This window comes from Dactylosporangium sp. NPDC049742, assembly GCF_040674675.1.
In the GTDB taxonomy this organism is placed as follows: domain Bacteria; phylum Actinomycetota; class Actinomycetes; order Mycobacteriales; family Micromonosporaceae; genus Dactylosporangium; species Dactylosporangium maewongense.
In genome coordinates this window covers 24360-37917 of the sequence record NZ_JBFANF010000028.1, presented here as the reverse complement: position 1 = coordinate 37917, position 13558 = coordinate 24360, and the positions used below count along the sequence as shown (strand labels likewise).

At 71.8% G+C, this 13558-nt stretch carries 12 protein-coding genes; 8 read left to right on the top strand and 4 right to left on the bottom strand.

All coding sequences use genetic code 11. From position 1 onward, the window contains the following. Nucleotides 1-442 precede the first annotated feature (442 nt). Together AB0J72_RS30270 and AB0J72_RS30265 are read right to left on the bottom strand one after the other, a co-directional pair. Nucleotides 443-1171, bottom strand: coding sequence for an Rv3235 family protein (locus AB0J72_RS30270; protein ID WP_363404440.1), 729 nt, complete (start codon nucleotides 1169-1171; stop codon nucleotides 443-445). A gap of 164 nt (nucleotides 1172-1335) precedes the next feature. Further along, nucleotides 1336-1569 (bottom strand): helix-turn-helix domain-containing protein, encoded by a 234-nt coding sequence (locus AB0J72_RS30265; protein ID WP_344501604.1) that lies wholly within the window; start codon nucleotides 1567-1569, stop codon nucleotides 1336-1338. A gap of 115 nt (nucleotides 1570-1684) precedes the next feature. On the opposite strand from AB0J72_RS30265, the gene AB0J72_RS30260 reads away from it, so the two are divergent. Continuing rightward, complete coding sequence (locus tag AB0J72_RS30260) at nucleotides 1685-2191, top strand: hypothetical protein (protein ID WP_363404438.1); 507 nt, start codon at nucleotides 1685-1687, stop codon at nucleotides 2189-2191. A gap of 62 nt (nucleotides 2192-2253) precedes the next feature. Here the strand turns inward: AB0J72_RS30260 and AB0J72_RS30255 are convergent, their stop codons facing one another. Beyond that, the gene (locus AB0J72_RS30255; RefSeq protein WP_363404436.1) at nucleotides 2254-3105 is read right to left on the bottom strand and encodes a hypothetical protein; all 852 of its coding nucleotides are present in this window, start codon (nucleotides 3103-3105) and stop codon (nucleotides 2254-2256) included. A gap of 106 nt (nucleotides 3106-3211) precedes the next feature. On the opposite strand from AB0J72_RS30255, the gene pruA reads away from it, so the two are divergent. Continuing rightward, nucleotides 3212-4831: an L-glutamate gamma-semialdehyde dehydrogenase gene (gene pruA / locus AB0J72_RS30250; RefSeq protein WP_363404434.1), complete on the top strand. Its 1620-nt coding sequence runs from the start codon at nucleotides 3212-3214 to the stop codon at nucleotides 4829-4831. Here pruA and AB0J72_RS30245 read toward each other — a convergent pair. Continuing rightward, complete coding sequence (locus AB0J72_RS30245) at nucleotides 4828-6423, bottom strand: hypothetical protein (RefSeq protein ID WP_363404432.1); 1596 nt, start codon at nucleotides 6421-6423, stop codon at nucleotides 4828-4830. The genes pruA and AB0J72_RS30245 overlap by 4 nt on opposite strands. A 26-nt stretch (nucleotides 6424-6449) precedes the next feature. Here AB0J72_RS30245 and AB0J72_RS30240 point away from each other — a divergent pair, with 26 nt between their 5' ends. The 6 genes from AB0J72_RS30240 to ftsX all read left to right on the top strand — a co-directional run bounded on the left by AB0J72_RS30240 (nucleotide 6450) and on the right by ftsX (nucleotide 13497). Further along, a complete protein-coding gene (locus AB0J72_RS30240; protein WP_363404430.1) occupies nucleotides 6450-7271 on the top strand; it encodes a tryptophan 2,3-dioxygenase family protein in 822 nt (273 codons plus the stop codon). 132 nt (nucleotides 7272-7403) lie between these two features. Further along, the gene (locus tag AB0J72_RS30235) at nucleotides 7404-9887 is read left to right on the top strand and encodes a protein kinase (protein WP_363404428.1); all 2484 of its coding nucleotides are present in this window, start codon (nucleotides 7404-7406) and stop codon (nucleotides 9885-9887) included. Nucleotides 9888-9969: 82 nt separating this feature from the next. Further along, the gene (locus tag AB0J72_RS30230; protein ID WP_363404426.1) at nucleotides 9970-10485 is read left to right on the top strand and encodes a PadR family transcriptional regulator; all 516 of its coding nucleotides are present in this window, start codon (nucleotides 9970-9972) and stop codon (nucleotides 10483-10485) included. 43 nt (nucleotides 10486-10528) lie between these two features. Then, complete coding sequence (gene prfB, locus AB0J72_RS30225; RefSeq protein ID WP_363404424.1) at nucleotides 10529-11644, top strand: peptide chain release factor 2; 1116 nt, start codon at nucleotides 10529-10531, stop codon at nucleotides 11642-11644. Between the two features lie 229 nt (nucleotides 11645-11873). Beyond that, the gene (gene ftsE, locus AB0J72_RS30220) at nucleotides 11874-12554 is read left to right on the top strand and encodes a cell division ATP-binding protein FtsE (RefSeq protein WP_344501596.1); all 681 of its coding nucleotides are present in this window, start codon (nucleotides 11874-11876) and stop codon (nucleotides 12552-12554) included. Between the two features lie 67 nt (nucleotides 12555-12621). Then, nucleotides 12622-13497: a permease-like cell division protein FtsX gene (gene ftsX / locus AB0J72_RS30215; RefSeq protein WP_363404422.1), complete on the top strand. Its 876-nt coding sequence runs from the start codon at nucleotides 12622-12624 to the stop codon at nucleotides 13495-13497. The last annotated feature ends 61 nt before the right edge of the window (nucleotides 13498-13558 follow it).

Genomic DNA, 13558 nt, shown 5'->3' with positions numbered 1-13558 from the left:
GGGGAGTCCTGGTGTGCTCGCCGTTGCTCAAGGCGGGTGCCTGGGGCTTGGGTGGGTGGAGTCCGGTGCGCCTCGCCGCTCTCAAGACAGGTGCCGGGGATCTGGAGTTGGCGGGTGGGTGGAGTGCCCCGGGGAGCCTGCCGTTGCTCAGGCTTGGTGCACCCGGGGCTTGGGGTTGAGGGGTGAGTGGAGTCCCAGTGCGCCCGCCGCCCCTCCAGCGGGCGCACCGGGGGTCAATGTGGACCTCGGTGGTGGGTCTCGGTGGTGAGTGGGGTGCCGGGCAGCGGGAGCCGTACCCGGTCCGCGAGGTTGACCGGGTGAGGGGCTCCCGCTGCCCTGTCGGGGCCCGTCCTGCCCCGTGCCGGGACGGGCGGTGTGGCGGGGGGATCGGGGATTGGCCGGTGCCGCCTGCCGCCCTCCCTCGGCGGGCGGCACCGGGGCTTCAGACCACCTGGACCAGGGTGCACAGCCAGGTGGGGTGGCCCGTGGTCCGGTGGGGCAGGCGCTCCAGGCGGACGGCCATCGCCCAGGTGGCGGAGCCCTGCTCGAGGATGGCGACCAGCTCGGCGATGCCGGGCAGGGGTTCGGTGACGAGCATGCGCCTGACGCGGACCAGGTGGCCCTGGCGGGCGGCGTGCGACGGGGTCATGCGGACGCGGACGGTCCGGCGGATCAGCTGGTCGGTGATGGCGGTGCAGTGCTTCGGGTGGGTGACCTGGCGCAGGTGGGACGCCGGGCGGTAGCCGTTGAGGATCTCGACGCACATGCCGACGAACCGCTGGGCGGACGGGTGTGGTGGCGGCAGTGCGGGCGCGCCGGCCGAGAGTGGTGCCGGTGGCTGGCGGGCGGAGGCGGGGGGCGTCCTGGTGGGGAACGCCACCCAGTCGCCAGGCAGGAAGTCCATGCCACCGGTCGGCTGCGAAGGCCGGCGGACCACGGCCTCCTCGCACGGCGGGTCGAGCGGAGGGGCGGGACGGGCCAGGACGGCCGCATCGCCGGCCGCTGCCGCCGAGTGACCAGCGGCGTCACCGGCCAGAGCCGCCGAGCCGTCGCTGGGTGGGCGGGCGGCCGTGGCTGCGCGGCGGGACGGCGAGGTGGTGGCCGCGGTGCCGGGGCGGGACGCCGACGTGCGGGCGCGGCGTGGGCGAGCGGGCGTCGTGGTGGGCGCCATGACTTCCCCCGATCCTTGCGTTTGCCTACGTTTGCCTCCTCCTTTCTAAGACCCTACCGAACCTCGGTCAAGGCAAACGCAAGCAAACACAAGATCAACTCGACCACAAAGAGATGATAAATCCGGACAAGGGGCTAGCGTCGCTTTGCGCGGGTGGACCGGGGCTACAGCGCGTCGTCGAAGCGGTCGGTGAGCGGGTTCGAGCGCACCCATTCCGCCGTCTCCGCGTACTTGCGCTCGATGTATTCCTCCAGCTTGGAGCGCTCGATCCGCCACTGGCCCCGGCCGCCGACCTTGATAGCGGGCAGTTCGCCGCTGCGGACCATGTGGTAGACCTGCGACGTCGACACGTTCAACTGCTCGGCGACGTCGGCCATGAGCAGGAATCGCGGCTCCATGACCTCAGTTTGCCACCGTTAGGCCCCGACAGCCCCGGACGGCCCCCCACGAGCGCTGAAGGACACATGGGCGTTTCCGCACCGAAAACGCCGATGAGGGTGTAGTACAGGTGGCGTGACGAGTGACCTCACCCGTGTGTACCTGCCCGCGACCCTCGCCCAGCTGGCCGTCCTGCGGGAGAGCGGCGAGCTGCCCCCGCCGTCCGAGGCGCACGCCGTCACGCCCGCGCTGCGGGAGTGGTACGCGGAAGGCGACGAGGAGGAGCTGGAGTACGTCGCGTTCACCCGGGCGGCGCAGAGCGCGCTGCGGCTGCTGCGCCACGATCCCAAGGCGCCGCGGCGCAGGGTCGTGCTCTGCGTGGACCTGCCGGAGAAGACGCTGAAGATGGCCGGGCTGGACCTCGGGTCGAGCCAGGTCGAGGTGTCGGGCAAGGTGCCGCTGCGGGCGGTCGCCGCCATCCACGTCGACGGCCGCGACGCCGAGCCGGAGGTGTCGGCCGCCGCGGAGGTGGTGGAGGAGGCCGCGGCCGGCGACCCCGACGCGCAGTTCACCGTCGACGGCGCCGAGGACCACGAGCTGGAGTGGTACGACCCGTCCGAGCTGGACCAGCTCATCCAATAACAGCGAAGCCAACAAACAGCGAAAAGCCAACAAACAGCGAAAAGCCAACAAACAGCGAAAAGCTAAGCGCGCCGGATCGTCCGGCCGACCAGGATCATCGCCGTGAAGGCGCCCGCGAAGAGCACGATCATCCCGTGGTTGATCTGCTCCGGCAGCCGGCTGTAGATGATCTGCGCGTCGAAGGCGCTGTAGTCCTCGACGACGGCGGTCAGCGGCAGCCGCCCCAGCCAGCCCAGCAGCGTCGCGACCAGGGTGACGACACCGGCCGTGGCGCCCGCCGCCGGGTACACGGGCCACGGCAGGGCGGCACCGGTGCGCCGCAGGGCGATGAACGCGACCACGCCGGCCAGCACGCCACTGAGGATCGACGTGGTCAGCTGCAGGCGGGACGCGGCCTCGGCCATCGTGCCGACGGTCTCCTGGTTGCCGAAGAGGTCGACGAGGTCGTTCTGGAAGTAGGCGACGACCAGCCCCAGCGCGGTGGCCGCCACGCCACCGGCGATCCCGGCCGTGACCGCCTCCGGGAAGCGGAACGCGGCCGCCGCGCCGCCCAGCGCACCCGTCACGGCCACGACCGCCGCGACGTACGGCACGGCCGGCCCATGGTGATACGCCAGCAGCATCCCGCCCGTCGCGAGCAGCCCCACGACCAGACCACCGGCGGCGCCCGCGAACAGCCGGCGCCACGGCAGCAGGCCGACGGCCAGGACCCCGGCGGCGCCACCGGCGAGGGCCGTGGCGAGCAGGATGCTCGGCAGCACCAGGGCGGCCAGGGTGGTGACGAGGAACTCACTCGCGGCGTTGGCGATGACGCTGTAGGTCGACCAGAGGGTCAGCGCGAGCAGCATGAGCGCGACGACGAGCACCGTGTAGGGCCGGCGTTCCACCTGAGACGAGACGACCTTTGTTGCCACGAGCTAGCAGCGTACGCGGAAGCGACCCGAACGACGGTTCAGGGGACCGTGGGAAGATGAGAGGAAACCTCGCCGACGTTGCCGAGTAGAGATCTGGAGTCCCGTGATGGATGGCCTGTTCGCTGTGCCTGACCCGACCAACGAGCCGGTCCGCGGCTATGCGCCGGGGTCGGCGGAGCGCGAGAGCCTGCAGCGCCGCCTGGCCGACCTGGCGGGCGAGCGGTTCGAGCTGACGATGACGATCGACGGCAAGGAGCGCATGGCGTCGGGCGAGCCGATCGACGTCGTCCAGCCCCACAACCACCGGCATGTGCTCGGCGTCACCCACAACGCGACGACCGCCGACGCCGCCGACGCCGTCGAGGCGGCGAAGCGGGCCGCGGCCGGCTGGCGCGACCTGCCGTTCAGCGAGCGGGCCGCGGTGTTCCTGCGCGCCGCCGACCTGCTCGCCGGCCCGTGGCGCGACACGCTCAACGCCGCGACCATGCTCGGGCAGAGCAAGACCGCGATCCAGGCCGAGATCGACGCGGCCTGCGAGCTGATCGACTTCCTGCGGTTCAACGTCCACTTCGCCCAGCAGATCCTCGCCGAGCAGCCGAAGTCGTCGCCCGGGGTGTGGAACAGGTTCGACCACCGGCCCCTGGAGGGGTTCGTCTACGCGATCACCCCGTTCAACTTCACCGCGATCGCCGGCAACCTGCCGTCCGCGCCCGCGCTCATGGGCAACACCGTCGTGTGGAAGCCGTCGCCGACGCAGCAGCTGGCGGCGCACCTGACGATGCGGCTGTTCGAGGCCGCCGGCCTGCCCGCCGGCGTGATCAACCTGGTGACCGGCGACGGGCTCGCCACGTCCGAGGTCGCGCTCGCCGACCGCGACCTGGCCGGCATCCACTTCACCGGCTCGACCGCCGTGTTCCGCACCCTCAACCGGACCGTCGCCGAGCGGGAGTACCGCTCCTACCCGCGGATCGTCGGCGAGACCGGCGGCAAGGACTTCGTGATCGCCCACCCGTCCGCCGACCCGGCCGCGCTGACGACGGCGCTGATCCGCGGCGCGTTCGAGTACCAGGGCCAGAAGTGCTCGGCGGCGTCCCGCGCGTATGTCCCGGCCAGCATCTGGGCGAAGATCAAGGACCAGCTCACCGGCACCGCCGACGAGCTGGTCTACGGCGACGTCACCGACTTCAGCAACTTCGGCGGCGCCGTCATCGACCGGCGGGCGTTCGACCGGCACGCCCAGGCGCTCGACCGGATCAAGAACTCGCCGTCGTGCACCGTCGTCGCCGGCGGCACGACCGACGACAGCGAGGGCTTCTTCGTCAGGCCGACGGTCGTCGAGTCCACGGACCCCACGCACGAGGTCTTCACGACCGAGTACTTCGGCCCGATCCTCGGCGTGCACGTCTACCCCGACGCCGACTACGACGCCGTCGTCACGCAGGCCGAGTCGGTCGCGCCCTACGCGCTCACCGGCTCGATCTTCGCCACCGACCGGCAGGCCGTCGAGCGGGCGACGCACGCGCTGCGCTTCGCCGCCGGCAACTTCTACGTCAACGACAAGCCGACCGGCGCGGTCGTCGGGCAGCAGCCGTTCGGCGGCGGGCGCGCCTCCGGCACCAACGACAAGGCCGGATCGTGGCACAACCTGCTGCGCTGGACGTCGCCGCGGACGATCAAGGAGACGTTCGTGCCGCCGACCGACCACCGCTACCCGCACATGGGCTAGACCCGCACGGGTGCGACCGCGACGATCTTGTCCAGGGTGAAGGCACGGTCGTCGCGGCGCAGCCGGCACCACGCGTCGATGGTGGAGCCGGACAGGTGCGCGTTGTCGATGACCCGCTCGGAGGCGCGGCCCTGCGCGTCGACGTAGCGGATCCACACCGGCGAGCCGTCCTCCACCGCGGTCGCGAGGAGCTGGGCCTGGTCGGCGCGCAGCTGTGGCGCCCGCTGCCGGATCAGCTCCAACGGATCGGGCGTCCGCTGCGTCGGCACGAGCAACCGCGCCGCCAGCTCACCCGGGTCCACGGTGGCCCGCGCGGGTGGGCGGCGCGCGTGGTCGACCCGCGCGCGGTGCAGCCGGACCGGCCCCGGGCCGGCGTCGCGGGCCGGACGGTAGCCGGCGGCCCGCAGCGCGGCGAGGGTGTCCACGGGTGACAGCGCCGACCCGGCGACGGTCGGCGCGACCCGGCGCAGCTTCAGCGCCGCCAGCGTGCCGTCGGCGACCAGCGAGTCCAGCAGGTCGGTGTCCTCGCTGACGATCACGCTGCCGACCCCGCGCACGTGCAGGGCGTCCGCCGGCGGGCCCGCGGGCAGCAGCCGCGCCGCGACCTCCGCGACGCCCCGCCCGTCGGCGAGCGCCCGGCCGAGCGGGCTCAGCGCCCCGGCCGCGCACACGCCCAGCAGGGTGGCCTCGTCGACGATGCCGGCCACCACGGACCCGAGGTCGTCCAGGGCCCTCGTCTGCAGCGGCGCGGTCCATCGTACGAGCGGCGCCAACGACACCACGTCGGCGACGGCCGTGTCCGGGGGCAGCTCGTGCAGCGCCCGCACGACGACCTGCCGCAGCGGCTCGCCCGACCACCACTGCGTCAGCAGCCTGGCGAGCCGGTCCGCGGGCGCCCGGTCGGCCCACTCGTCGTAGGCGAGCGTCGGCACGAAGCGCACCCCGTCCGGCCCGAGCAGCCGCGCCGCGACCGCGAGGTCCGCCAGCAGCGCCACCGTCGGCTCGTCGAGGCCCGTCGTGAACGCGAGCCGGCGTCGCTCCCGCACCGCGACCTCGCCGGAGCGCTGCCGGCTCAGCGGGCGCGCCGCCGCCGCGTCGAGGAGCACCGGAAGTCGCTCCAGCAGCAGCGTCGCCGCCTGTACCGCCGCGTCGCGCACCTCGGTCCGGTCGGCGGGCCGCAGCGACGGCGCCGGCGGCACCGGCTCGAACGCGTCATGCCCGGAAGGGGCGGGCAGCTGCGCCGCGGTGAACAGCGCGGTGTCGTCCTCCGACGGCCACACCAGCGCCCGCTGGAGCAGCACCTGCAGGGTCGCGTCGAGCGCCGGGTCGTCGGCGGCGACGCCGAGCCGGTCCGCCAGCTCCGGCAGCGGTACCGGATTCGGTCCGCCCAGCGCCTCCAGCACCTGCACGGCCGGCAGCGGCAGCCGCGCCACCACCTCGTCGACGCCGGTCCGGGCGGTCAGCCGCGCGGCCAGCTGCACCAGGTCCTCCGGCGGTGGCGCCCCGAGCGCGTCGGGACGGCGGCGCAGCACCGCGCCCAGCTCGTCCGCCGCCAACCGACCCAGCCAGCCGACCAGTGCAACTCTCGTCACGACTGGTGACCTTATAGGTTTGGGAGGTGACCAACCCATCGCCCGGCAACGTTGCCGGCAACTGGCAGGACACGCATTTCGGGGAGCAGGGCGGCCGCCTCACCTACGGTGACTACCTGCAACTGGCAGGCCTGCTCGACGCGCAGGTCCCCGAGTCGGACCCGGCCGCGCACGACGAGCTCCTCTTCATCACCATCCACCAGGTGTACGAGCTGTGGTTCAAGCTCATCCTCCACGAGCTCACCGACGCCCGCGACCGCCTCCTCGCCGGCGAGACCTATCTGCCGAGGGTGCGCCTGGAGCGCTGCCTGTCGATCCAGCGGGTGCTGGTCGGGCAGGTGGACGTGATCGACACGATGACCCCGCAGGACTTCCTGCGCTTCCGCAACAAGCTGTCCCCGGCCTCGGGGTTCCAGTCGGCGCAGTTCCGGGAGATCGAGTTCCTCTCCGGGCTGAAGGATCCGACGTACCTGCAGCGCTTCCGCGGCCTGTCCGACGCCGAGCAGGCGCGGCTCAACCGGCGCCTGGAGGAGCCGAGCCTCTGGGAGGCGTTCCTCGCCACCCTGGAGAAGGCGGGCTTCGCCGTCGCCACCAAGGAGGACCGGATCGCGTCGCTGCTCACGATCTCCCGCGACCGGGAGCACCACGGCCCGTTCTGGGACCTCGCCGAGACGATGGTCGCGCACGACCAGGCGTGGGGCATGTGGCGGGCGCGGCACGTCCTCATGGCCGAGCGGCAGATCGGCACCAAGGCCGGCACCGGCGGCAGCGCCGGCGGCGCCTACCTGCGCTCCCGGGTCGAGCTGCGCTTCTACCCGGAGCTGTGGGAGCTGCGCTCACACATGTAGCACCGGCGCCGGGGGAGCCGCGTTCGGAATATGTAGTCTGGCTACTCCTTTCTTTGTGCCAACCGGCCCACCCGGGCCGTCCAGCCGCATCGATGCGGGCCTACCGTCCTAGGTGATGGGGAGGGGTCCGCAATGAAGACGAAGACCATGCTCGGCGACCGGTACCGGCTGGAGACCGAGGTCGCCCGCGGCGCCATCGGCGCGGTCTGGCGGGCGTACGACGAGCAGACCGGCCGATGGGTCGCGGTCAAGGTCATGCGCGCCGAGGCCGCCGAGGTGCCCGAGCTCGTCGACGGGTTCCTCGGCGAGGCCGAGCTGCTCGCCGGCCTCGACCACCCGTCCGTCATCCGGGTCCACAACCTGATCACCGGCAAGGGCCTGCTCGCCATCGCGATGGAGCTCGTCGGCGGGCCCGACCTGCGGCGCCGGCTGCGCGCCGACGGCCCGCTGCCGCCCGCCGCCGCGGCCGAGGTCGTCGCCCAGGTCGCCGACGCGCTCGCGTACGTCCACGCCGCCGGCATCGTCCACGGCGACGTCAAGCCCGGCAACCTGCTCGTCCCGCTCGACGGCGGCCCGGTGCGCCTCGCCGACTTCGGCGTCGCCCGCCGCCTCGACCAGCCCGCCGGGCCGACCCACGCCACGCCCGAGTACGTGGCGCCCGAGGTCGTCGCGGGCGGCCTGCCCAGCCCCGCCTCCGACGTCTACGCGCTCGGGGTCGTGCTCTTCGAGCTGATCTGCGGCCGGAGCCCGTACCGCGGCGGATCCCCCAACGACGTCCTGCGCCGCCACGCGGACTGCGTGCCCGTGCCACCGCCCGGGATGCCGGCCGCGCTGTGGCCGATCATCGAGGGCTGCATGGAGCTCGACCCGCGCATGCGCCCGGCGGCCGCCTCGATCATGGGCCGGCTCAGGGTCGCCGAGGGCGCGCTGGACGGCTTCGAGCCGCTGCCCCGGCTGCCCGCCGAGGCGGTCACCTTCTGGGCCCGCTCCGCCGAGCAGACCGCGCCCGTGTCCGCCCCGGTCCGCCGGGTCGACTGGGTGCCGCTGCCGACCGCCCCGACCTCACCGGCCGCGGCCTCGGCGGCGCTCATGGTGGCCGTGCCGATCAAGGACCTGCCGACGGAGCCGAACGGGCTGCCGCTCTCCGAGCTGCCCACGCAGGCGCGGGGGGCGGGCGCGTTCGCCGCGTCGGTCCGCCAGGACGTCGCCGAGCTGCCCACCGTGCCGTCCCAGCTGCCGGCTGCCGATGTGCCGGCTGCCGATGTGCCGGCTCCCCAGCTGTCGGCTTCCCCGCCGGAGGAGCCGCCGGCGGACGCCGTCCCGCCGGCCTCGGACCCGGAGCCGCCGACCGAGGTCATCGCGCTCGCTCCCGAGGTGGAACCGCCGACCGACGTCATCGCGCCCGTTGCCGAACTGGAGCCGCCCACCGAGGTCATCGCATCTGCGGCCGAGGTGACATCGCCCAGCGAGGTCGTCGCGCCCACTTCCGCGGCGGAACCGCCCACCGAGGTCATTGCGGTCGCTCCCGAGGTGGAACCGCCCACCGAGGTCGTCGCGCCCGCTGCCGAGGCGGCGGAGGCGGAGGCCGTGGTGCTCGCCAAGCCGGCGCAGAGCGTTCCCGGCGGAGCCCTTGCGGCGCTGCAGGAGGCCCTCGCGGCGCCGGCCGAGTCCGCCACGCCCGTGGAGGCCGCCGCCGACGTCGTCGCCGAGGATGCCGCGGTACCGGCTGAGACCGAGCAGTCTGAAGACTCCGACGAACCGGTCGATACCGGAAATGCCGGACCCGAACTGGTGACCGACGTCCCGCTCTGGGGCGGCGACACACCCGGCGGGGGTGAGCCCGCCGCGCCGCCGGTCGAGGAGGACCCGAACCCGGACGCGTTCACCGTGGTGCTCACGCCCGCGGTCCCTCAGCAGCGGGAGGCCTCCGCCGAGGCGGCCCCCACCGCCGAGGGGGAGCGGTCCACCGATGTCGTCGTGCCCGCGGCCTGGCCCGTGCTCCCCGACCGGCCCACCGGCCCCATCCCCGGCCCCTCGCTCGTCAAGCCCGACGCGCCGGTGGACCTGGTGGACCCGGTGGACCTTGAGGATGCCGCCGAGCCGCCGACCGAGGTCCTGGCGTCCGCCGCGGACGCGCCGCCGGCCGCCGCCGACCCCGACTCCGGCGCGCTGACCTGGCTGCGTGCCCCCGACGACGCGTCCGACGCCGCCGCGCCGCCCGCCGGCGAGCGCCGGTCCGACCGCCGGGTCCTCGCCGGTGTCGGCGGGGCGGTGCTGCTGCTCATCCTGCTCGGCGTCGGCGCCGTGCTCATGAGCGGCGCGTTCGACGGCGGCGGGCGGCAGCCCACGCGGGTGAACGGCACCACGCCCGCGGTCGTCCCCAGCGACTCGCCCGCCCCCTCGGGCGCCACGTCCCCGGAGCCGTCCAGCGCGCCGCCGGTCGAGGAATCCACCGCACCGGGCGGCGGGGACAACGGGGGCGGTGGCGGGAAACCGCCCACGAAGCGTCCGACAGCGGTGCCGTCGCCGGGGCGGAGCCTGCCGGGCATCGGTGATCCGCTGCCGCCGTTCCCGACGATGCCGTCCTTTCCTTCACCGCCGAAGTTTCCGTCCTAACTCGACAGTCGCGAAGCGACAGTCGACAGTGGATTTGTCGAAATCCTGGACTGAGCCGGAGAAAGATGACAGCGTAGGGTTCATGGCGGAATCTGGAGTCAACGCGACGGCGGCGGCCCTGCTCGGTCTGCTGCACGAGGGGCCGATGACCGGTGGGCAGCTCATGGCCGCCGCCCAGCGACGCCTCGGCGCCTACTGGTCGATGACCCGCAGCCAGGTCTACCGCGAGCTCCCCGCGCTCGCCGCCGCTGGCTATGTCAGGCTCGGCAAGCCCGGCGCGCGTTCGAGCCAGCCTTATGCGATCACTCCCGCCGGCAAGCGGGCATTCACCCGATGGCTGTCGGAGCCCGCGGGCCGGGAGGCGCTGCGCAATCCTGTCGCATTGCGTGTCGCCTTCGGCGTGCAGCAGACGGGCGCGCAACTGCAGCAGGTGTATGCGCAGGCGATGGAATACCACAATGCGGCGCTGACCGAGGCCCGGGAAATGGCCAAAGAGGCGAAGAAGTCCGGCGACGAGTTCTTCGCCGCGTCGCTGGACTTCGCGGTCGGCTATCACAAGGCCGCCCTCACGTGGCTCAAGAGCGCCCCCACCAAATAGCGCCCGCCCGTTAGCGCCCGCCGGTTCGGCGTAGTCTTTGAGGGTGACCGCTCTCGACCACGCCGAATCGCTGAAGCACCTTGATGGCATCCTGCGCAACATCGAGGCCGTCCTCGACCTCAACCGGCTCCGCAAGGAGAAGGCGGACCTCGAAGAGGCGGCGGCCGTGCCCAACCTGTGGGACGACCAGGCGGCCGCGCAGAAGGTGACGTCCCGCCTGTCCTACGTGCAGGGCGAGATCGGCAAGCTGGAGCGGCTGCGGGCCAGGCTCGACGACGCCGTCGTCCTCCTGGAGCTCTCCCAGGCCGAGGACGACGCTGGGTCGCTCGGCGAGGTCGCCGACGAGATCACGGCGCTGACCAAGTCGATCGAGGAGCTCGAGGTCCGCACCCTGCTCTCGGGTGAGTACGACGCCCGTGAGGCGCTCATCACGATCCGCGCCGGCGCCGGCGGCGTCGACGCCGCGGACTTCGCCGACATGCTCCTGCGCATGTACCTGCGCTGGGCGGAGCGGCACGGCTACAACACCGACGTCTACGACACCTCGTATGCGGAGGAGGCCGGGATCAAGTCGGCCACGTTCGCGGTGAAGGCCCCGTATGCCTACGGGACGCTGTCGGTCGAGTCGGGCACGCACCGGCTCGTGCGGATCAGCCCGTTCGACAACCAGGGCCGCCGGCAGACGTCGTTCGCCGCGCTGGAGGTCGTGCCGGTCGTCGAGCAGACCGACGACGTGGAGATCCCCGACGACGAGCTGCGCGTCGACGTGTACCGCTCGAGCGGCCCCGGCGGCCAGGGCGTCAACACGACCGACTCCGCGGTGCGCCTCACCCACCTGCCGACCGGCATCGTCGTCTCGTGCCAGAACGAGCGGTCCCAGATCCAGAACAAGGCGACCGCCATGGGCGTGCTGAAGGCCAAGCTCCTCGCCGTGAAGCGGGCCGAGGAGACCGCGAAGATGAACGAGCTCCGCGGCGACGTCCAGGGCTCGTGGGGCGACCAGATGCGCTCGTACGTGCTGCACCCGTACCAGATGGTGAAGGACCTCAGGACGGAGCACGAGACCGGTAACCCCACCGCGGTCTTCGACGGCGACCTGGACGGCTTCATCGACGCGGGCATCCGGTGGCGCAAGCAGCGGGAGCTCAATCCGGCGTAACCCCCGTTCGGGTGACCCCCGGGGGTGTGATCATCGCATTGGAGTGCGGCGATCACCTTCGGTAATTAGGCGATCAAGGCCGCAAGTGAGGTGTACGTCACACTTGCGGCTGGAATCCCGCGTCTCCCTGCGGTTGGGGTCAGCTCTTCGGGTTCGCATTTAGGGCAAACGGCACGCGACGCACTTCGCGTACTTGGCGTGGATGTCACACCGCGTAGACTCACGTCCCGTGATTCGGCTTGACCACGTGACGAAGACGTATCCGAAGGCGTCCCGCCCCTCACTCGACGATGTTTCCGTCAACATCGAGAAGGGCGAGTTCGTCTTCTTCATCGGACCTTCCGGCTCAGGCAAGTCCACGATCATCAAGCTGCTGCTGCATGAGGTCACGCCCAACAAGGGCAAGGTCGTCGTCAACGAGCGCGACGTGACCTCGATGCGCTCGTGGCGCATCCCGGCGTTCCGCCGGCAGATCGGCTGCGTGTTCCAGGACTTCCGTCTCCTGCCCAACCGCACCGCCTACGAGAACGTCGCCTTCGCGCTCGAGGTCATCGGCAAGTCGAAGGGCGTCGCGCGCCGCGTCGTCCCCGAGGTGCTGGAGCTCGTCGGCCTCGGCGGCAAGGAGCACCGTTACCCCCATGAGCTGTCCGGTGGTGAGCAGCAGCGCGTCGCCGTGGCGCGCGCGTTCGTCAACCGGCCGCTGATCCTGCTCGCCGACGAGCCGACCGGAAACCTGGACCCGGACACGTCGATCGAGATCATGCGTCTGCTCGACCGGATCAACCGGACCGGGACCACGGTGGTCATGGTCACCCACGACTCCAACATCGTGAACCAGATGCGCCGCCGGGTCGTCGAGATCGAGAGCGGCCGGATCGTGCGGGACCAGTCGCGCGGTGTGTACGGCTGACGATCGCCAGATCTCGTCGTAGCCACCCCTTGACGTTGCCGGGTCCGCTGGGAAGGAACCCCACCCGATGCGCATGAAGTACATCCTGTCCGAGGTCCTGACCGGACTTTGGCGAAACGTCACCATGACCATCGCGATGATCATCACGATGACGGTGTCGCTGACCATGCTGGGCGCGAGCCTGCTGCTGTTCTTCCAGGTCAACAAGATGGAGGACTTCTTCTACCAGCGGGTGGAGGTGTCCATCTTCCTGAAGAACGACGTCACCGACGATCAGCGGGCCAGCCTGAAGAGCGCGTTGGAGGGCAACGCGCTCGTCAAGCAGGTGACGCACGAGAGCAAGTCGGAGGCGTACGCACGCTTCAAGACGCAGTTCCGCGACGCGCCCGACCTGGTGAACGCCACCAAGGAGGACTCGCTCCCGGAGTCGTACCGCGTCAAGCTCAAGGACCCGAAGACGGTCAAGCAGCTCCAGGAGGAGTTCATCTCCCAGCCTGGCGTCAGCGACATCGTCGACCAGCAGGAGCTGCTGAAGAAGGTCTTCGAGCTGCTCGGCGCGTTGCAGACACTCGCCTTGACCGTCGCCATCATCCAGGGCGCCGCAGCGTTGCTCCTGGTGGCCAACACCATCCAGGTGGCCGCCTACAGCAAACGCCGCGAGGTCGCGGTCATGAAGCTCGTCGGCGCGTCCAACTGGTTCATCCAGCTGCCCTTCGTCCTGGAGGCGGTCTTCGCTGGCCTGATCGGCGCCTTGCTGGCCTTCGGCGGCCTGGTGGCCGCGAAGTTCTTCTTCATCGACGGGTCGCTCAAGGCCCTGGCCAACGTCCTGCTGCCGATCGACTGGAGCAGCATCTGGCTGATGCTGCCGGTCCTCGCCGGCGCCGGCGGCCTGGTCAGCGCGGTCACCGCCTGGATCACGCTGCGGTTCTACGTGCGGGTCTGACCCGCAAGCTGTTTCCACGAGGGGTGGGCCGGTTTCCGGCCCACCCCTCGTCGTATATCCG

Excerpts from the sequence above, each read along its gene's own strand:
- AB0J72_RS30270 (WP_363404440.1), bottom strand. The coding sequence starts at position 1,171 with ATGGCGCCCACCACGACGCCCGCTCGCCCACGCCGCGCCCGCACGTCG.
- AB0J72_RS30265 (WP_344501604.1), bottom strand. The coding sequence starts at position 1,569 with ATGGAGCCGCGATTCCTGCTCATGGCCGACGTCGCCGAGCAGTTGAAC.
- pruA (WP_363404434.1), top strand. The coding sequence starts at position 3,212 with ATGGATGGCCTGTTCGCTGTGCCTGACCCGACCAACGAGCCGGTCCGC.
- AB0J72_RS30235 (WP_363404428.1), top strand. The coding sequence starts at position 7,404 with ATGAAGACGAAGACCATGCTCGGCGACCGGTACCGGCTGGAGACCGAG.
- AB0J72_RS30230 (WP_363404426.1), top strand. The coding sequence starts at position 9,970 with ATGGCGGAATCTGGAGTCAACGCGACGGCGGCGGCCCTGCTCGGTCTG.
- ftsX (WP_363404422.1), top strand. The coding sequence starts at position 12,622 with ATGCGCATGAAGTACATCCTGTCCGAGGTCCTGACCGGACTTTGGCGA.